Annotated in this window: 17 protein-coding genes; 9 read left to right on the top strand and 8 right to left on the bottom strand. The window is 39.4% G+C overall.

Translation table 11 applies throughout. The features are described from left to right. Nucleotides 1-148: 148 nt before the first annotated feature. The 3 genes from FTT98_RS10560 to FTT98_RS10570 form a co-directional block, all read right to left on the bottom strand. Nucleotides 149-2,014: a SurA N-terminal domain-containing protein gene (locus tag FTT98_RS10560; RefSeq protein ID WP_180177363.1), complete on the bottom strand. Its 1,866-nt coding sequence runs from the start codon at nt 2,012-2,014 to the stop codon at nt 149-151. A gap of 132 nt (nt 2,015-2,146) precedes the next feature. Continuing rightward, nucleotides 2,147-2,419, bottom strand: coding sequence for an HU family DNA-binding protein (locus FTT98_RS10565; protein ID WP_078188662.1), 273 nt, complete (start codon nt 2,417-2,419; stop codon nt 2,147-2,149). A gap of 166 nt (nt 2,420-2,585) precedes the next feature. Continuing rightward, nucleotides 2,586-3,056, bottom strand: coding sequence for a phasin family protein (locus tag FTT98_RS10570; RefSeq protein ID WP_180022145.1), 471 nt, complete (start codon nt 3,054-3,056; stop codon nt 2,586-2,588). 207 nt (nt 3,057-3,263) lie between these two features. Here FTT98_RS10570 and FTT98_RS10575 point away from each other — a divergent pair, with 207 nt between their 5' ends. The 8 genes from FTT98_RS10575 (at nt 3,264) to fdx (ending at nt 9,439) form a co-directional block, all read left to right on the top strand. Then, nucleotides 3,264-3,911, top strand: a complete 648-nt coding sequence (locus FTT98_RS10575) for a hypothetical protein (protein ID WP_078188664.1) — start codon at nt 3,264-3,266, stop codon at nt 3,909-3,911. 112 nt (nt 3,912-4,023) lie between these two features. After that, a complete protein-coding gene (locus FTT98_RS10580; protein WP_078188665.1) occupies nt 4,024-4,497 on the top strand; it encodes an Rrf2 family transcriptional regulator in 474 nt (157 codons plus the stop codon). A gap of 1 nt (nt 4,498) precedes the next feature. After that, nucleotides 4,499-5,716, top strand: a complete 1,218-nt coding sequence (locus tag FTT98_RS10585; RefSeq protein WP_078188666.1) for an IscS subfamily cysteine desulfurase — start codon at nt 4,499-4,501, stop codon at nt 5,714-5,716. 104 nt (nt 5,717-5,820) lie between these two features. Beyond that, nucleotides 5,821-6,207 (top strand): Fe-S cluster assembly scaffold IscU, encoded by a 387-nt coding sequence (gene iscU, locus FTT98_RS10590; RefSeq protein WP_078188667.1) that lies wholly within the window; start codon nt 5,821-5,823, stop codon nt 6,205-6,207. A gap of 37 nt (nt 6,208-6,244) precedes the next feature. Continuing rightward, entirely contained in the window at nt 6,245-6,565 is a 321-nt protein-coding gene (iscA, locus tag FTT98_RS10595; protein WP_078188668.1) for an iron-sulfur cluster assembly protein IscA, read from the top strand. Between the two features lie 104 nt (nt 6,566-6,669). Continuing rightward, nucleotides 6,670-7,185, top strand: a complete 516-nt coding sequence (gene hscB, locus FTT98_RS10600; protein ID WP_168378605.1) for a Fe-S protein assembly co-chaperone HscB — start codon at nt 6,670-6,672, stop codon at nt 7,183-7,185. A gap of 39 nt (nt 7,186-7,224) precedes the next feature. Next, nucleotides 7,225-9,084 carry a Fe-S protein assembly chaperone HscA gene (hscA, locus tag FTT98_RS10605; RefSeq protein ID WP_180042123.1) on the top strand — a complete coding sequence of 620 codons (1,860 nt, stop codon included), beginning with the start codon at nt 7,225-7,227 and terminating at the stop codon, nt 9,082-9,084. A 16-nt stretch (nt 9,085-9,100) separates the two neighbouring features. Then, entirely contained in the window at nt 9,101-9,439 is a 339-nt protein-coding gene (fdx, locus tag FTT98_RS10610; RefSeq protein WP_078188671.1) for an ISC system 2Fe-2S type ferredoxin, read from the top strand. Nucleotides 9,440-9,614: 175 nt separating this feature from the next. Here fdx and FTT98_RS10615 read toward each other — a convergent pair whose 3' ends face one another. From FTT98_RS10615 to aspA, 5 genes are all read right to left on the bottom strand, one after another. Further along, nucleotides 9,615-11,081 carry an adenylate/guanylate cyclase domain-containing protein gene (locus tag FTT98_RS10615; protein WP_180042105.1) on the bottom strand — a complete coding sequence of 489 codons (1,467 nt, stop codon included), beginning with the start codon at nt 11,079-11,081 and terminating at the stop codon, nt 9,615-9,617. 61 nt (nt 11,082-11,142) lie between these two features. Further along, nucleotides 11,143-11,577 carry an HIT domain-containing protein gene (locus FTT98_RS10620; protein ID WP_067762788.1) on the bottom strand — a complete coding sequence of 145 codons (435 nt, stop codon included), beginning with the start codon at nt 11,575-11,577 and terminating at the stop codon, nt 11,143-11,145. Between the two features lie 223 nt (nt 11,578-11,800). Next, nucleotides 11,801-15,268, bottom strand: a complete 3,468-nt coding sequence (gene mfd / locus FTT98_RS10625; protein ID WP_180177368.1) for a transcription-repair coupling factor — start codon at nt 15,266-15,268, stop codon at nt 11,801-11,803. Nucleotides 15,269-15,447: 179 nt separating this feature from the next. Continuing rightward, nucleotides 15,448-15,804 (bottom strand): hypothetical protein, encoded by a 357-nt coding sequence (locus tag FTT98_RS10630; protein WP_180007827.1) that lies wholly within the window; start codon nt 15,802-15,804, stop codon nt 15,448-15,450. A 334-nt stretch (nt 15,805-16,138) separates the two neighbouring features. Then, complete coding sequence (gene aspA, locus FTT98_RS10635; RefSeq protein WP_180177364.1) at nt 16,139-17,587, bottom strand: aspartate ammonia-lyase; 1,449 nt, start codon at nt 17,585-17,587, stop codon at nt 16,139-16,141. Between the two features lie 423 nt (nt 17,588-18,010). On the opposite strand from aspA, the gene putP reads away from it, so the two are divergent. Next, on the top strand, nt 18,011-19,513 hold the full coding sequence (gene putP, locus FTT98_RS10640; RefSeq protein WP_180177365.1) for a sodium/proline symporter PutP: 1,503 nt from the start codon (nt 18,011-18,013) through the stop codon (nt 19,511-19,513). Nucleotides 19,514-19,670 lie beyond the last annotated feature (157 nt).

The following is a 19,670-nucleotide window of genomic DNA, read 5'->3' on the forward strand; positions in this document are numbered from 1 at the left end:
CTGCCTTCCCAAACTCAATTTAAGAGAATTATTTAAATAGTCAATTTTATTTAATCTTTGTTTTTAAAAGTTTTTCTTAAAGTGTGATGCATTAAACTTAAACATAAAAAAACCAGCTCGAAAGCTGGTTTTTTTAAAGCTGCCTAAATTATTTAATTTTGGCATGATCTTTTAGATAACGTGTGTAGTCATCAAATTCTTGTTGACCACGAAGCTGTTGATAAAGTTTTGTTAACTCATCTAACTGCTCACCCGTTAATGTCGCATCAGATTGTTTGTTCACTGCAGTCACAGCAACCACAACCAATTCATTTGGTAGATTAGTCGTAGTAACAGACCAATGACCTGCTTTCGGCGCTTTTACACTAAATGCAGCACGTTGAATTTCGCGTTTTAACAAACCATCCGCACGAGTGAATGTACCCGCATTTTCAAAGTTTAAACTGCCTTTCGCAACTGAAGCAGCAGGTTTTGCAGCAAACTCTTTTAATGTCGCTTGAATTTGGGCTTTTGCAGCATCAGACGCTTTCTTTTCAATCAGCTGAGTTTTCACATGCGCTTTCGCTTCAGCTAAAGTTTGAACACCCGCAGCATGATAGTTACGCACTTTCACCCAAACCACATCACCGTTTTTCAACTGAATGCTCGATGAAACATTACGTTCACCATTTTTAACATCATCGTTAAACAATTTAACTTTGACGTTTGCATCACTTAAAACTGGATGTTGCGATGCTAATGTTAAGCCATTCAATGATTGTACTTTTACGCCTTTCACTTCTTGACCCACGACATCAAGGGCATCACTGCTCACGACCATGTCATTGAGGCTGTTTACAGTGTCAGAAAAAACATTGGCTTTTTTCGAAGCAGCGACTTCTGCTTGCAGACGTGCTTTTTCTTGTTCAAATGAAGCCACTTTTACAGCTGGCGCCACTTTTTCGATCAAGTGATAACCACTGTCTGTTTTCACAGGAGCTGTCACTTGACCAGCTTGAGCACCTTCAACTGCTGCATCAAATGCATCACCAAATACACCTTTTTCATAAGCAACCAGTTCACCACCTTTTGCTTTAGATTCCGGATCTTCAGAGAATTGCGCTGCAGCTTGGTCAAAGCTTAAACCCGCTTTAATTTTAGCTTGAACACTTTCAGCCAGTTTTTTAGCTTCGGCATCTGAACGATTGTCCGCAGTGATCATGATGTGCTTAACGAGTGGTTTAACTGACTTCTGTGCATTCTCAACAAAGCTGTTATACGCTTCTTTCAATTCAGCATCAGTTGCAGCTTCTACTGGTGCAGTAATATTGGCAGGTGTTAATACGACAAAATCAGCATCAACACTGGTTGCTTGCTTAAATTTGTTTTTATGCTGCTCATAATAAGCGGCAATTTCAGCATCAGATACTTTTACATTTTTCTTGTAATTTTCAAGATTAATGCTGGCCAACTGAATACTACGTTGTTCCGTTTGTAAGTTCGCAATTTGCAAGATATCAAGCTTACTCACTAATGCATATTCCATAAATGTTGTAGACAACATTTTTAAAGCATGGTCTTTACGTAAGTTATCAATGAATGTGCGGTTCGTCATACCAATCGATTCGAGGTATCTCCCAAACGCTTCATCAGAAAATTGACCATTGACTTGGAAGCTTGGCTGCTGATGAATCATTTGCACAATTTGTGCATCACTCAAGCTAATGCCTAATTTATCAGCTTGTTGCAATAACAATTGGCGTGAAACCAAAGTATCCATCGCTTTATTGCTAATGAAATTTTGATTCAATAATGTTTCATCACCCTGAGCATATGCCAGATATTGTTCTTTTAATGAGTTCGTCAGTGCTTCGAGTTCTTTTTGAGAAATTTCAGTACCGTTTACAGTCTTTGCTGCATCTTTAGATCCACCACTAAAATATCCTTCAATACCTACAAGTGCTAAAGGGGTCAAAAACAAAACGAGCAAGACCTTGCCCAGCCAACCCTTAATGACTTTACGAAACGATTCCATAAGTATTCCAATATTTTATTTGCGGTGAATTTTAACCGAAAACCCGAGATGAATGAATGCGATATATCAATTAATCACATTTACCAATAAAAAACGCGCCAAATAATGGCGCGTCTCATGTGCTTAATAAGATTAAGCTACAGAATCTTTCAAGCCTTTACCAGCTTTGAAGCTAGGAACTTTGCTTGCTTTGATTTCTAAAGTCGCACCAGTTTGTGGGTTACGACCAGTACGTGCAGCGCGCTCTTTAACGCTGAAAGTACCGAAACCAACTAAAGTAACTGTATCACCAGCTTTTAAAGCATTGGTAACTGCAGCAATTGTAGCATCTAAAGCTTTACCGGCATCGGCCTTAGATAATCCCCCATTTTCGGCAATTGCATCAATTAATTCTGATTTATTCATGAAAATTACGTCCTCTTAATATCGTTTATTTAAGGTTCAAGAATTTGTATAAAACGCCATAACGCCTTTATAGCAATGCTTTAGGGTTAAACGCAATACTCCTCAACCTCTTTTTATAGAATTTTTTGACGAAAAAAACCTTGAAAATTCGATAATAGTAAAAAAGTTAGTGTTTTTTTAGTATTTCGGCCCTCAGTTGGGCATTTTCTTCGGCCAATAGGTCAACTTTAGTATGTAATTGAAGTATAAGCCTTTCTACGTGCTGTAAATCCTTTACAGTCACCAATCCTAAACGGTTTAAGGAATGATTAACACCATTATCTAAAATTTTTTCTACTTTATCTTTCGTATCAGTTACAGATTCTTTGGCTTTTTCTGAAACTTTTTCGACAGTTTGATCTGCAATATCAATCGTTTTGGACTCAAGCTCCTCTCCAACTTTGACTAAAGAGTCAAAAAGCTTATTTCCTTCACCCTCAGCACGTGAAAAAGCACCTAATCCAGCCAACCAAATCTGTTTGGTATATTTGCGAAAATCCATTTTAGAGCGACGGTCAGAATGACTACGTACGCGAGTTTTAGCCGGCTTTTCTGCTTTTTCTTGTGCATCATCAATTATGCTTTCTGTATTTTCCATAATCCGCACTTCTCCTGATTATTTTATGTGCACAGCAACATGTGATTCTTCATTTTAACAACATAATAGCAAACATATGACTTGATAGATTGATTAAACTGTTCTACAAAGCTGGTGAATTACCAACTTTTTGGTATATTCTAAGTTCCTCTAGAGCAGGATGCTCAGTTTCCAGTGCTTTCAGATTTTAACAAGGACATTTTTTTTATGAGTGATACGCAACAAACACAAGCTCAACCACATTTGTTGCTTACTATGACCCTGATTGTTTTAGAAACGATTTTTACTTTCATTTTAAAACATGACCGCGTTGTAGCATTACAAGCTAAAAAATTTGTTGATCAAAAAGTCGCACTTAAGATAAATAGCTATATCCCTTATTTTGATTTTTATGTTCAGTTTACTGAACACGGTATTCTTTTCGACACAAAATCCCCAGATAAAGCGATCGACCTTGATGTCCGTACGACACTAATGGATTTGGTGAAAATCTTTGTCTTTGGTAATCGTAAAAGCATCAAAACCATGCGTATCGATGGTGATGTAGTTCTAAAAGATGAATTTCGTGATCTGGTTTCATTATTTAGTGTGCCGAAAATTTTATCTGACTGGAAACACTGGCTGTCTGAACCTGTCGAAGAAAACGATATCGTTGCGTCTAAAAAACGTATTGCCCCACTTTTAGAAAAAATCGAACAGCAACGCTCAAAAATCAACACGCTGCAAGTTGAAGTTAAACAATACAAAAACCGTATTAAGCGTATCGAACGTCGTCAAAAACGGATTAATATCGCTTTTAGTCTAATATCTGTTCTTTTAATAACGTTATTAGTGTATAATGTGTGGTTCAAATAAATATATAATTTTTCAGACAAAATAAAACAAATAAACAATCTCAAAAAAACTTGACTATTTTAGTCAGGATTCATAAAATCTGCACATCTAGACTTAACATGTGTATCGAATCATGCGCTTAACAACTCGCGGTCGCTACGCAGTGACTGCTCTACTTGATCTAGCTTTGCAGCCAACTGAACAAACGATCACTCTTGCAGAAATTGCAGCTCGTCAAACCATTTCAGTGGCCTATCTTGAGCAGTTATTTGCAAAATTAAAGCGTCACGGCTTAGTTTCCAGCATCCGTGGAGCAAACGGTGGTTATCACCTTGCTCGTAGTGCTGAAGACATCACTGTTTTGGAAATTATTGAAGCTGTAAATGAAACAGTTGATGCAACCCGTTGTGACCACAAAGGCAACTGCCAAAATGGTGCAATGTGCTTGACTCACGATTTATGGCAGGAACTCTCCCACCACATTGCCGATTATCTTGCAAAAATCACCCTTGCTGACCTTGTAGCACGCGATAACGTTCAAACCGTATCTATTCGTCAAAATTCAGCAAACTTTGATTCAGCCCTTTTATCGGTTACAGGTATTTGACATGAAGCGTCCTATTTATCTTGACTATGCAGCAACTACACCTGTAGACCCTCAAGTCGCAGAACGTATGATGGAATGTCTAACGTTTGACGGTACTTTTGGTAATGCAGCTTCTCGTTCTCATGCTTACGGCTGGCAGGCAGAAGAAAAAGTAGAATATGCACGTGAACAAGTTGCTAATCTAGTAAAAGCTGATCCACGCGAAATCGTTTGGACTTCTGGTGCAACTGAATCTGACAACCTTGCGCTTAAAGGTATTGCTCAGTTCTATGCATCTAAAGGCAAGCACATTATTACAAGTAAAATTGAACATAAAGCAATTCTTGATACTTGCCGCGAGCTTGAAGAAGAAGGCTTCGAAATTACTTATCTTGAGCCAGAAGCAAAAACAGGTTTAATCACACCTGAAATGGTTCAAGCAGCCCTTCGTCCAGATACAATTCTTGTATCTTTGATGATGGTGAACAATGAAATCGGTACAACTACAGATGTAGCTGCAATCGGTGAATTGACTCGTGCAAACAAAACTTATTTCCATGTAGATGCTGCGCAAGCTGCTGGTAAAGTAGAAATTGATCTTTCAACAATGAAAGTTGATTTGATGAGTTTCTCTGGCCACAAAATCTATGGCCCTAAAGGCATTGGTGCTCTTTATGTACGTCGTCAACCACGTGTACGTATTAAAGCGCAAATGCACGGTGGCGGTCATGAACGTGGTATGCGTTCAGGTACGCTAGCGACTCACCAAATCGTGGGTATGGGCGAAGCGTTCGAACTTGCAGGCAAAAACCTACATGCCGAACAAACTCGTATTCGTGTACTTCGTGACAAACTTTGGAATGGCTTACAAGGTCTTGAACAAGTCTTCCTGAACGGTCACCCAGAATACAACGTTGCAAACTATCTAAACGTCAGCTTTAACTTTGTTGAAGGTGAATCGTTAATGATGGCACTTAAAGATTGCGCAGTATCTTCTGGTTCTGCATGTACATCAGCAACTTTAGAACCATCTTATGTACTTCGTGCATTGGGTCTTTCAGACGAATTGGCTCACAGCTCGATTCGTTTCAGCTTTGGTAAATACACCACTGAAGCCGATATTGACCATGTACTTGAAATTACTAAAGCAGCAGTTGAAAAACTACGTGATCTTTCACCGCTTTGGGACATGTACAAAGAAGGTATCGACCTTAATTCTGTAGAATGGGCTGAACACTAATTCATCCCGGTGAGATAGCTTTTATTTTAAGGCTATCTCATTGATTAACGTAATTTCACCCCCATATTAATCTTAAGGCTGACCCCGAGGTTTGGAGAAGCGTCATGGCTTATAGCGAAAAAGTAATTGATCATTACGAAAACCCTCGTAATGTTGGTGTTTTAGACAAAAATGCAGAAAACGTTGGTACAGGTATGGTCGGTGCACCAGCTTGTGGCGATGTTATGCGTCTACAGATTCAAGTTGATGACAATGGCGTAATTGAAGAAGCTCGCTTCAAAACTTACGGTTGTGGTTCAGCAATTGCATCTAGCTCATTAGTAACAGAGTGGCTAAAAGGCAAAACTCTTGATGAAGCTCAAGCAATTAAGAACATTGATATTGCAACTGAACTTGCACTTCCACCAGTAAAAGTACACTGCTCTGTACTTGCTGAAGATGCAATCAAAGCTGCTGTAGAAGACTACCGTAGCAAGAAAGTAAAAGCTTAATTGTTTACGTGTTTTAAAAAAGATTAACGGAGTTTTCATGATTCATTTAACTGAAAATGCTGCAACTCATATCAGCAATTACATCAAGAATCGCGGTAAGGGTGAAGGCATTCGCGTTGGCGTGAAAACTTCTGGCTGTTCTGGTCTAGCTTATGTACTTGAGTTTGTCGATGATATTGACACGCATGACCAAGTATTCGATCAGTTTGGCGTAAAAGTATTTGTTGACCCAAAAAGCCTAGTTTATCTTGAAGGTATGGAGATGGACTATGTGAAAAATGGTTTAAACGAAGGTTTCGAATTTAATAACCCAAATAAAAAAGGTGAATGTGGCTGCGGCGAATCGTTTACGGTTTAAGCCTTTTCCACGCTCCTTTTTCGCATTAAAACAGTGTAAAATTCACTGTTTTAATTGCATTTAAAGCAACACTTTTTGCACCTCTATTGCGGACACCATCTCCCATGAATCATTTTGAGTTGTTTAACTTACCTGTAGCACTCGATATTGATTTAGCAGTTTTAAAATCTGAATTTTTAAAGTTGCAGCAACAATATCATCCAGATAAAGCCGAAGACAAAGATCTAGCCCTGATTAAATCCAGTGAGATTAATCAAGCATTTAAAGCTTTATCCAATGTTGATAGCCGCGCTGCATATCTCTTAAGTCTCAAAAAACAAGATTATCACCTTGATCAATCGATTAGTGATTTTGAGTTCCTACAAGATGCCTTAGAAATTCGTGAACAGTTAGATGAGGCATGCTCTGCTGATGACCTCACTTCACTTAAAACTGAAGTTCAGCAATGGATAGACGGTTTGGTTCGTGAATTTAAGATTGATTATGACGACGAAGACTGGGCAGAAGCACGTGATACCGTACGTAAATTACGCTTCTTCCAAAAAGTTATGGCTGACATCGATAAAGCTGAAGATCGCTTCTTAGACGACGATAGCTTTGATTTAGACGATGATTTTTAATTTATTTTTTATATTTGACGTTCAAAGGATGTAACACACATGGCTCTCTTGCAAATTGCAGAACCTGGTCAATCAAGTGCGCCGCATGAACACCGCATCGCAATTGGTATCGATCTTGGGACTACACACTCTTTAGTAGCCACGGTACTTTCTGGTAAAGCGAAAGTGCTTAACGATGAACATGGTCGTGTGTTACTCCCTTCTATTGCACACTATGGCGAATCCACTACGCAATATGGTGACGACGCAAAGGCATTCTTAACGACTGATCCTAAAAACACCATCGTTTCTGTAAAACGCTTTATGGGTCGCTCTAAGACAGATATTAAATTCCAACACCCGTACAACTTAGTCGGTGAAGCGAATGAAATGCCTGCTTTTGAAACTGCACAAGGTCGCAAAACACCAGTTGAAATTTCTGCTGAAATTTTAAAACAACTTAAAGACCGTGCAGAAAGCAGCTTAAACAATCCAGTAAATGGTGCTGTCATTACTGTGCCTGCCTATTTTGATGAAGCACAGCGTCAAGCAACGCGTGATGCAGCACAGCTTGCAGGCTTAAATGTACTCCGTCTTTTAAATGAACCGACTGCTGCGGCAGTGGCTTATGGCTTAGACCAAGACACCAATCTTGCACATGATCAAAACTATGTGATCTACGATTTGGGTGGTGGTACTTTTGACGTTTCAATTTTACGTTTCTCTCAAGGTGTTTTTGAAGTTCTAGCAACGGGTGGCCACACGGCGCTTGGTGGTGATGACTTAGACCGTCTGATTGTAAAATGGGCAAAAAAACAACTGAATATTGAAACTTTAGATGATGCTGAATATGCCCATTTCATAGTTTCTGCTCGTAAAGCAAAAGAAGCATTAACTGAGGCTGAATCTGTAGAGCTTAAAGTTCTTGATCAATCATTGACTTTAGACCGCCCTACTTTTGAATCCATCATCAAAGTTGCTTTGGATAAAACCATCAGCGTTTGTAAACGTGTCATGCGTGATGCCAAGCTTGAGCTCAGCGATATTCAAAATGTGGTATTGGTCGGTGGTTCTACCCGCTCGTATGCTGTACAAAAAGCTGTTCAAGATGTCTTCAATCAAGAACCGCTCTGTACTATTAACCCTGATGAAGTTGTGGCCATTGGCGCGTCGATTACAGCGAACCAACTTATTGGTAACTCTAAAGATGGTTCACTGCTTTTAGACGTCACGCCGCTTTCTTTAGGTTTAGAAACCATGGGCGGTTTGGTTGAGCGCCTTATTTCGCGTAACACAGCCATTCCTGTGGCGCGTCGCCAAGAATTCACAACCTATCAAGATGGTCAAACAGCAATGTTGATTCATGTTGTACAAGGTGAGCGTGATTTGGTTGAACATTGCCGTAGTCTAGGACGTTTCGTGCTTCGTGGTATTCCACCGATGACTGCCGGTCAAGCGCGTATTGAAGTGACTTTCCAAGTTGACGCAGATGGTTTATTGACGGTGTCAGCCAAAGAAACCACTTCTGGTGTGCATGCTCAAATTGACATCAAACCTTCTTATGGTTTATCTGATGCCGACACTGAACGCTTACTGATTGATGGTTATAAGTTTGCTGAAGAAGACAAAAACTTACGCCATCTTCAAGAAACCAAAGTGGAAGCAAAACGTGAACTTGAAGCACTTGATCAAGCACTTAAAGTAGATGCTCAACTTCTCAGCCAAGAGCAACATAGTTCCCTCACTGCTGCACGCACAGTTTTAGATGCTGCACTTGAAACGACAGATATCAAAGCTATTGAACATGCTGTAGAACAGCTTAAAATACATAGCGATGCATTTGCTGCAGCTCGTATGAATCAGCACATTGATGCCGCATTGAAAGGCACAAAACTCGATGATTGGTCAAACTCAAATTAATTTATAGGTCAAGATTATGCCACGTATTAAAGTACTGCCTCACGCAACAATCTGCCCAAACGGCGCTGAGTTTGAAGTCGAAGCAAATGCTAACCTTTGCGAAAGCATGTTAAAAAACGGCATCAAAATTGAACATGCATGTGATATGTCTAAAGCATGTACCACTTGCCATGTGGTTGTACGTAAAGGTTTTGATGGTCTAGATGAAATGGATGATGTCGAAGCAGATCTTCTCGATCGTGCTTGGGGGTTAGAACCAGACTCTCGTCTGTCATGCCAAGTAAAAATTGAAGATGAAGATTTAGAAATTGAAATTCCCAAATACACCATCAACCATGCTTCAGAAAATCATTAATTTATAGATAATTTTCTATAATCAAAAAGCCAGTTCATCGTAACTGGCTTTTTATGCATAAAACTATTCAACAATTCAAAAAAAAAGAAGACGTTTTGATAAAAGAATGAATTGAGTTATTTTTACAATTTAAGGCAATACGATTAGATCTAATTTTTATAATGTATATGTGAAATTAAGAGTGAGATTCAGTTTTTTTGACTTCTTCGATCACTTCGTCTTCTAAATTCAGTTTAACAATACCAGCAGAGTTGGTCATTTTTTGCTGAGTTTGTAAGCGTTTAATCATACGTTCTAAAACATGTATTAGTTCAGGATATTCAAAGTTTTGTACTTCATCTAAGTTCAACAATAGATTAAAGCCTTTATATTCGTAATCGAACCAACGTTGATAATCTGTTTTCTGTGAGGTGTATTTTTCCATCACTTGCCAAGTACGTACTGGGCCTTTGATGCCTTTTAAGAAGATCGGTGCTTTAGGTGCACATAAATAGTCATTTTTCACTAAATGATGCGTATCGTCTGAAATCAAAATTTCATCGACTTCGGCCGCACTTTGCAATCGTGCAGCCAAGTTCGCATCACGACCCACGATGGTATATGCCATACGGTGAGCTGCACCATAGTTCCCAACGTGGCAATACCCTGTAGAAATACCCATACGAATGTGTAGCGGCGGATAACCCATTTTAATCCAGCGTTCACGCAGTAACTTCATTTGCTGACGCATGACCATTGCCATCTCTAAACAGGTTTTTGCATCTTGCTCTACGCCTTGGCTATGTGGATCACCAAAGAAGATTAGAATTGCATCCCCCATAAATTTATCGACAGTCGCTTCATACTGCTTGGCAATTTCAGTCATATGACTCAAATAGTCATTGAGTAGAAATGCTAAATCGTCTGGGATTAATGTTTCAGAAAGCTCGGTAAATCCTTGGATATCTGAAAAGAAAATCGTGAGTTTTTTACGTTTATATTCGATTTTAGCTTCAGACTCACCTTTCATAATCGATTGCCAAAGTTGCATTGGCGCATAACGACTCAATTGATTAGCGAATTCCATATAACGATTCATCTGATCATAATAGTGGTTCTTTTTATTGCTCAAAGACTGAACTTGGGTGTGTTGATAAAATGTCCCCACACTGAAATATGTAATAAGACACAAAAAACCTAGAACGGTTAACTCACTGCTGGTTGACTCAAAATATTCTTGAAAACCAAAGATATAAATATTACACAAATAAAATACAGTGACACCAACAATCCCAGCTAAGGACATCATTAAGAAATTAATTTTGTTATAAATGGTTGTATATAGCAGCGCAAAGACCGCAAGAAAGGTTAAAACGAGGCTTAAATGTACTGCAGACATTAGTACAGCAATTACTATGATATCGATCAGAAAAAGCACATTGCGCTTAACTTGATTGCTATATCGATAAATTAACCAATGAGAAAACTTAGGAACGACTAAAATCAGAAAAAATAAAAATACAGGAATATAGATTTGATATTGCGTATCTGGCTGAGTGTAATGATAGACAACAATCACCAAAGACAGCATGATATATCCCATCAAACGATGAAAATATTCAAACTGTTTAGGCTCTTTGCTGATTAAATTGTCTAACGGCACTCGATCGCCCCCATACGGACACTCATTCTTCTACTATCCTGATATTGTCCGTAAATCGGGATTAGTCCATACGCCAATCAAAAGGCATATCACCTTGACCACGTAGTGCAAGCATTAGTGTTTGGCGCATGTGTGCCAAGACATCATTGTTATAAGGAACTGCTGGCGTACCCCAAACTGGTTTCGGCCAAGCTACATCATTTTGATAACGAACAACATGATGAAAATGTAATTGTGGAACCATATTACCCAATGCAGCTACATTCATTTTGTCTGCACGGAATACACGTGACAATTGGCTTGATAACCAGCTTGATTCACGTAAAAACTGCTCTTGGTCTGCCTGACTTAATTCATAAAGCTCTGTAATTCCCGGAACACGTGGAATCAAAATAAGCCACGGGAATTGCATATCATTCATCAAACGACATGTTGACAGAGGAAAGTCGCCTACATAAAACGTATCTTGAGCAAGTTGTGGATGTAAACTAAACATATCTTTATAAATGATGCAAAATTAGAATGATGGCTAATACTATCACATCCTTATGGGTGTGAATATTCTGTACAGAACGTTTCATTACAAATAAACCGCATTTGAATAAAACGTTGCTTGCTTATGACTCTAATAAATTTTTCAAAAAAATCAAGCGTTTCTTCTATATAAAAAACACGCATAAAAATCTACTCATTCTAAACAAGCAATTTATACGCCAAATCTAGTGATTTGGCGCTAATTCCTTCAGTAAACTGTCTAATAAGTCATTTATAAATTGAATGCGTTTGTCATATTCTTCGAGCATGACCATCACTTTTAGACGCTGTCCACCTTCCATTCGGAAGAAAGTCGGATGCTTTTGCATCATTTGGATGATGGATATGGCTTGAACTGGTGTATCTGGCGAGAACTCAATACTGCCGCCATGTGAGCTGATATCAATTTTAGTAATACCCAATTGTTCCGCTTTTAAACGCAACTGATGGACAGAGAATAATTGCTTGACTGCTTGCGGCGGCAAGCCGAAACGATCAATTAACTCCATACGAATGTTATCGAGTTTCTCTTGAGTATCCGTATTACTAATGCGTTTATAGAACAATAACCGTTGATGTACATCACCTAAATAATCATCTGGAATTAAGGCTGGCATGTGCATGCTAATTTCAGCCGTTAATGACAATGGAGAGTCAAAGTTAGGCGTTTTACCTTTTTGAATGGCTTTGGTGGCTTTTTCAAGCATTTCCATATACAGGCTATAACCGATGGTTTGCATTGAGCCACTTTGCTGTTCACCCAGCAACTCACCTGCGCCACGAATTTCTAAGTCTTCTGTAGCCAACATGAAGCCCGCACCCAAAGTCGATGCACGAGAAATGGCATCTAGGCGTTTTTCAGCATCACCTTTTAAACCTTTAAGCGAAGGCACAAGTAAATATGCATAGGCTTGATGGTGCGATCGACCGACACGACCACGTAATTGGTGCAACTGCGCAAGTCCCAGTTTATCTGCACGCTCAATCAAAATGGTATTGGCGTTTGGCACGTCAATCCCAGTTTCAATAATGGTTGAACACACCAGCACGTTATATTCTTTGTGATAGAACTGCTGCATGATTTGCTCTAGCTCACGCTCACGCATTTGACCATGTGCTACCGCAACTCGGGCTTCAGGAACCAATTCACGTAGAGTTTCTGCCGTACGTTCAATGGTCTCGACTTCATTGTGTAAGAAATACACTTGCCCGCCACGTAGCAGTTCACGCAAGATAGCTTCTTTGATCGAATCTCCAGTATGCTCTTGCACAAAGGTTTTCACAGCAAGACGACGGGCAGGTGGCGTTGCAATAATAGATAGATCACGCATACCACTAAAAGCCATATTCAGCGTACGTGGAATAGGCGTTGCAGTTAGCGTTAGCATATCAACATCGGCACGTAAGGCTTTAATTCTCTCTTTATCACGTACACCAAAACGGTGCTCTTCATCCACGATCATGAGGCCGAGATTTTTAAATTGCACACTTTCCTGCAAGATTTTATGTGTGCCAATCACAATATCCACTTTGCCTTCTGCGAGGTCTTCAATGGTTTTGGTATGTGATTTTGATGAACCAAAGCGTGAAAGGACTTCGATACGTACAGGCCAATCCGCAAAACGGTCTTTGAAAGACTCGTAGTGCTGCTGCGCCAACAACGTGGTTGGAACAAGTACAGCCACTTGTTTGTTATTTTGTACTGCCACAAATGCAGCACGCATGGCCACTTCTGTTTTACCAAAACCGACATCACCACAAACCAAGCGATCCATCGGCTTCGTTTGTTGCATGTCATAGAGTGTTGCTTCAATAGCATTGGCTTGATCTAAAGTTTCTTCATAGGCGAAGCCACTGGCAAACTGCATATAGAGACTTTGATCCAGTTCAAATCCATAACCCGGCTTCGAGTGACGACGGGCTTGAATATGTAAAAGTTCGGCCGCCACATCATGGATTTGCTCTAAAGCTTTGCGTTTGGCTTTAGACCATGCATCTGTGCCCAATTTATGTAATGGTGCTAGATCTGGGTCACCACCGCTATATCGGCTAATTAAATGCAGGTTTGTCACAGGGACATACACTTTGGCTGCATCGGCATAGTCTAACTGCAAAAATTCATGGTCTTGCTCATCGATACTCAAGGTAATTAAACCTGCATATCGCCCCACACCATAATCAATATGAACCACTGGTGCGCCAATACTTAGCTCGGTTAAACTACGAACTAGGAACTCTTCTGATACTTCCTCTTGGCGTTTACGACGACGTTGAACCACACGGTGTTCATAAAGCTGATTTTCAGAAATTACACTGAGCTTGTCAGTTAACAATAAACCACGATCTAAGGGCGCATTGGTGATCGCAATCGCATGCATAGAATGCATAAAATCATTAAAACTTTCGACCGTCGGGATATCACCCAAACTTGGACGCAATGCATCTTTTAAAGTTTCACGTCGACCAGCGCTTTCAGCCACTAAAAGTACCGGATAATTTGCCGCATCGATATACTGCTTAACCGCAGAAAATGGTTTTTCACGTTTTGGATCGACAGGTAATCGGGGTGGAATCTCAGCTGCAAGATTGATCACGCCATTGCGTTCATCAAAAGCCTCAGGTGAAGCCACAATACGACGGCAGAGATTTAATTGTTCTAAAACCTGATTTGGTTGTAGGAAAATCTGCTCTGGCGGCAAAATCGGTTGGTCGACATTATGACGACGGTCTTCATAACGACGCACAATGTCTGACCAAAACTGAATCAATGTGTCATCTATGGCTCTGTCTGTAATGACAATGCCATTCTCAGGTAAGTACGAAAACAGGGTACTTTGCTCTCTCATGGCTTGTTCAGAGAAGAACAACGGAAAATAAAACTCAATACCCGGTGAAGCTATACCATCTTGTACATCTTGATAAATTGGGTTTTTCTTTGGATTTGCTGTCGGAAAATTTTCCGCATATCGATCACGAAACAGTGAACGTGCTTCTTTTAATGGAAATTCTTTTGCAGGTAAAACCGTAAAATAATCTAAGTTTTGGGTGGTTCGCTGAGTTTCAGGATCAAAGAATTTGAGGGTATCGATTTCATCATCAAATAAGTCAATACGAATCGGTGAACTTTGCCCCGAAGCGTAAATATCCATGATGCTGCCGCGTACTGCAAATTCACCATGATCATAAACGGTATCCACCAAGTGATAGTCCGCTTGTACTAATCTTAATTTTTGTTGTTCGATATCAAATTTTTGACCTACTTTAATATCAAAGTGTTCACCTAATACCCAAGATGCAGGCGCAACTCGCTGCGCTAAAGTTGTTGCTGAAACCAACAACACACCTTGCTGTGGCATATTGGACAAAATCGCCAAGCGCTCAGAAACGATGTCTTGATGTGGCGATAGGCGGTCATAAGGTAAAATTTCCCAATCAGGGAAAATAGTCGGCTTAATTCCGTAAAATTCCAGCTCACTTTCTAACTGCCCGAGATGCTGATTATTACGTGCTACAATCACAAACAACTGTTTCGATTGTTTGCTAATTTCTTTAAATAATAATGCAGCAGATGAGCCTTGTAAGTTTCCGACCCACCGCTTTTCGCCAGCTTTAAGCTGTTTAAGATTGAGTTGTGAAATTTCTTGCTGGAACATGATGTAAATAGCTTTTAATGTTTTAATCACTTAGTGATCATATTAACACGATGCTTTTTACATTCCGAGATTTAAGCAACTATATACAGTGTTTTAACCAATGTGGATTTGTGATTGTATTTTCTATTGATGAGTACCCTTAACGCACCCATCAAACTCAAACACTGCAGTCCATTCACTTACTTACGATCACGGATGAATTGACGATAATAATCATTCAATAGTTTGACATAATGTTTAAATTGCAACAGATTTTCTTCAGTATTGCCTAATCGTGCAACAAAGCGTTGATTTGCAATTTCCAAGTCTATTTTTTCATTGATAATCATTGCAGTCGCATAGAGCTGTTTTAAATCATCGAAATTTGTCATTTTTCTATTCGACAAATATTCCATACGTTCAGACAAAGTATTTAAAACTACGCCTTCAATGATATAGCCCTGAGTTTCATCATATTGAATGTGGTGTTGTTCTAAGTAAAGTTGCTCAGGCGACTCTTTAGCGCCTTTGAATAAATCGACTAACTTATTAAACATCTGACTATCTACAACATGATAAAAAACCTATTGTACTTCGATTACGTCCTTTTTTGGGCAAGTTAAAGCTTTTCTGACTTTATCTATGCACTAAATTTTTCATCCAAACCTTCATGACTATATATAGAACAATAATTACAATCCTAAGCAAATATAGCGTTTTATTCTCAACCTAATACTTTCTTTTAGAAATTAGGTTTCTAATGGATACTTAATACATGACTGTCATTAGTTTAGTTCTCTATATTTACCACTAATTTCTTCAAATAAAAAACGAAGGATTAACCTTCGTCATTTACTCATCATTTACTATTTAAAAGTCTTAAATAAGCATTTAACTCACTTGAGCGAGTGGCATACTAAATGGTGTCACTTCAGAAACTAAATTTTCAATCGAGAAAATTTCATCCAATTGACTTTCAGTTAACAGCTCTTGCTCTAATACCACTTGGCGAATGGTTTTATTTTCAGCAATACATTGCTTACCGATTTCATCACATTTTGCATGACCTAAATATGGATCAAGTAAGGTCACGATTCCTACACTACGCATCACTGCATCAAAACATGCTTGCTCATTTGCCTGAATCCCTTGAATACATTTGCTGTCTAATGTTTTTACTGCATTCACCAAAAGCTCAATCGATTCATTCATGGACAATGCAATCACAGGCTCCATGACATTTAATTGTAATTGCCCTGCTTCTGCAGCCAAAGTAATGGTTAAATCATTACCCATCACTCGAAATGCAATTTGGTTGACCACTTCTGGGATCACGGGATTGACCTTTGCAGGCATGATCGACGAACCTGCTTGTAACTCAGGTAAACGAATTTCCGCTAAACCTGTTCGTGGCCCCGAACTTAAAAGACGTAAGTCATTACAGATTTTAGAAAGTTTGACAGCTAAACGTTTTAAGCAACTTGATAATAAAATAAATACGCCACAATCGCTGGTTGCTTCGACATAGTCTTCTGCACCTTGCAATTTTAGACCGGTCAAATGAGCTAGATTTTCAACGGCCTTCGCTGCATAACCCGCAGGAGAATTCACGCCAGTGCCAATTGCCGTCGCACCTAAATTAATTTCCAATAGAAGCTGTCGATTTTGCTCAATCAACTTCAAATCTTCTTTTAATAATGTTGCAAATGCACGGAATTCTTGCCCCAAAGTCATCGGAACAGCATCTTGTAACTGTGTACGCCCCATTTTGATGACATGTTTAAACTCATCGGCTTTAACATGTAAGCTTCCAATTAGCTGATTTAAAACCACAAATAAAGCATCAAAAGCGCTAAATGTTGCTAGACGCAGCGCTGTTGGATAGACATCATTGGTGGATTGTGACTTATTAACATGATCGTTTGGATGAATCCGTTGATAACTGCCTTTAGCATCTCCGAGCGACTCAAGGGCAATATTGGCAATGACTTCATTGGCATTCATGTTAATAGAAGTGCCTGCTCCACCTTGATAAATATCAATTGGAAATGAATCCGACCATTGTTCTGGATGATCAATCAATGCATCACACGCCTGCTGAATCGCTTGGCGAATATCATCTTGTATTAAGTTAAATTGATAATTGGTTTCTGCTGACGCTTTTTTTACCTGAGCAATAGCGCGTACAAAGTTTAAATTTTGTCCGACATGCTGCTTTGATATTTGAAAGTTTTCGATGGCACGCAATGTATGTATACCGTAATAACATGACTGCGGGACTGCTTTATCCCCCAATAAATCATGCTCTATTCTCGTTTTTTCCATTTGAACCGTTGTCACTGCGCATTCCCTCTAATTACGCACCAAGACTGTGCATACCTCATATTCGACCTGTTCAAATCATCTCACTACAGATGATGTGATGCACATTTGCAACCAAATATTTCAAATGCACATTTCTTGTTCACCATGTAACATTGTGTAATTTTTACCTAATTTCATTAGTTCTCTTTTTGTGATGAAAAGTCTTAAGTAGATTTACATTTCAAAATTTAAATTCCCTTCTGGACAACATTTCAGCAGCACAATAAAAAATTCGATTTGTAATAAGAAAAAATATCATTTACGCAAAACATACATAAAATATGCTTAAAGGTTACAGAGTGTAATTTTTAAATCATGCTTGAATCTGCGACTTACGACAGAAGTACAAATTTTCATCTAGGACAGAGATGATTTGCTTTCATTAAGGATGAACCGTCTATGAGCCATTTAAACCCGACATTAGTCACCTTTATTTTTTATATTCTTGCAATGCTTGCCATTGGTTTGTATGCCTACAAAGCTACGCATAACTTTGACGAATACATTTTAGGTGGACGAAGTTTAGGAAGTGTTGTGACTGCACTTTCAGCAGGTGCATCCGACATGAGTGGTTGGCTACTCATGGGTCTCCCTGGTGCAATTTATCTATCTGGTCTTTCCGAAGCTTGGATTGCAATCGGCTTAATTATCGGTGCTTGGTTGAACTGGCTGATCGTTGCAGGTCGCTTGCGTGTTCATACCGAATATCAAAATAATGCGCTGACCCTGCCCGATTATTTCACGAGCCGTTTTGCAGACCGTAAAAAGATTTTACGTATCATTTCAGCTGTAGTGATTTTAGTGTTCTTTGCGATTTACTGTGCTTCTGGCATGGTGGCTGGCGCACGACTTTTCGAAAGTTTATTCGGTTGGAACTACACAACAGCACTGTGGATTGGTGCAATTGCAACCATCAGCTATGTCTGTATTGGTGGATTCTTAGCGATCAGTTGGACCGATACTTTCCAAGCGGGTCTGATGATCTTTGCACTGCTGATCACACCGATCATCGCTTACCTTGCTTTAGGTGATAACAGTCAAAATCTTGCTGCTATTTTGGAAACAGCTCGCCCGCAAGCTTCCAATTTATTTGAAGGCTTAAGTACAGTTGCGATTTTATCCCGCATGGCGTGGGGCTTAGGCTATTTTGGTCAGCCGCATATTTTGGTTCGCTTTATGGCAGCCGACTCTGTTAAATCCATTCCGAATGCACGTCGCATTGGTATGACATGGATGATCCTATGTCTAGGTGGTGCTGTAGCGGCGGGTTATATCGGTATTGCTTACTTCCAAGTCCACCCAGAACTAGCAAGCGTCGTTAATGCTAACCCTGAAACGGTATTTATGGAATTGACTAAAATTCTATTCAATCCGTGGATTGCAGGGATTATTTTAGCCGCAATTTTAGCTGCGGTGATGAGCACACTTAGCTGTCAGTTATTGGTGTGTTCAACAACCTTGACGGAAGATTTGTACAAAGGATTTATTCGTAAAAACGCATCGCAAAAAGAATTGGTTTGGATTGGACGTGCGATGGTTTTGGCAATTGCCGTATTTGCAATCACCTTTGCAATGAACCCTGCAAGTAAAGTTTTAGGCTTAGTGGCTTATGCATGGGCAGGTTTCGGTGCTGCATTTGGCCCACTGATTATTCTTTCATTGCTGTGGAAACGTATGACGCTTAACGGAGCAATCATTGGCATGATCGTGGGTGCTGTGACTGTCATCGTGTGGAAAAACTACTTAGGCCACCTTGGTTTATACGAAATCATTCCAGGCTTTATTTTCTCTGCGATCAGTATCGTTGTGGTGAGCTTATTGGGCAAAGCACCAGAGGCGGATGTGGTTGAACGCTTTGAAAAGGCCGAAGCGCAATATCAAAAAGAAATGTCTGAAATCTAAAATTTTTGACACTAAAAAGGGGCTAAATGCCCACTGCTGTCCCACAATTTTTCACAAGAGGAAGCTCATTTGAGCTTCCTCTTGTTTTATGGGTATTTTATCGGGTGAAAATAAAGCTTTTAAAGTTCTTCTTTCAAACAAATTCACTTGAATTATT

This window comes from Acinetobacter sp. YH12039, assembly GCF_013420015.1.
Classification (GTDB): Bacteria; Pseudomonadota; Gammaproteobacteria; order Pseudomonadales; family Moraxellaceae; genus Acinetobacter; species Acinetobacter amyesii.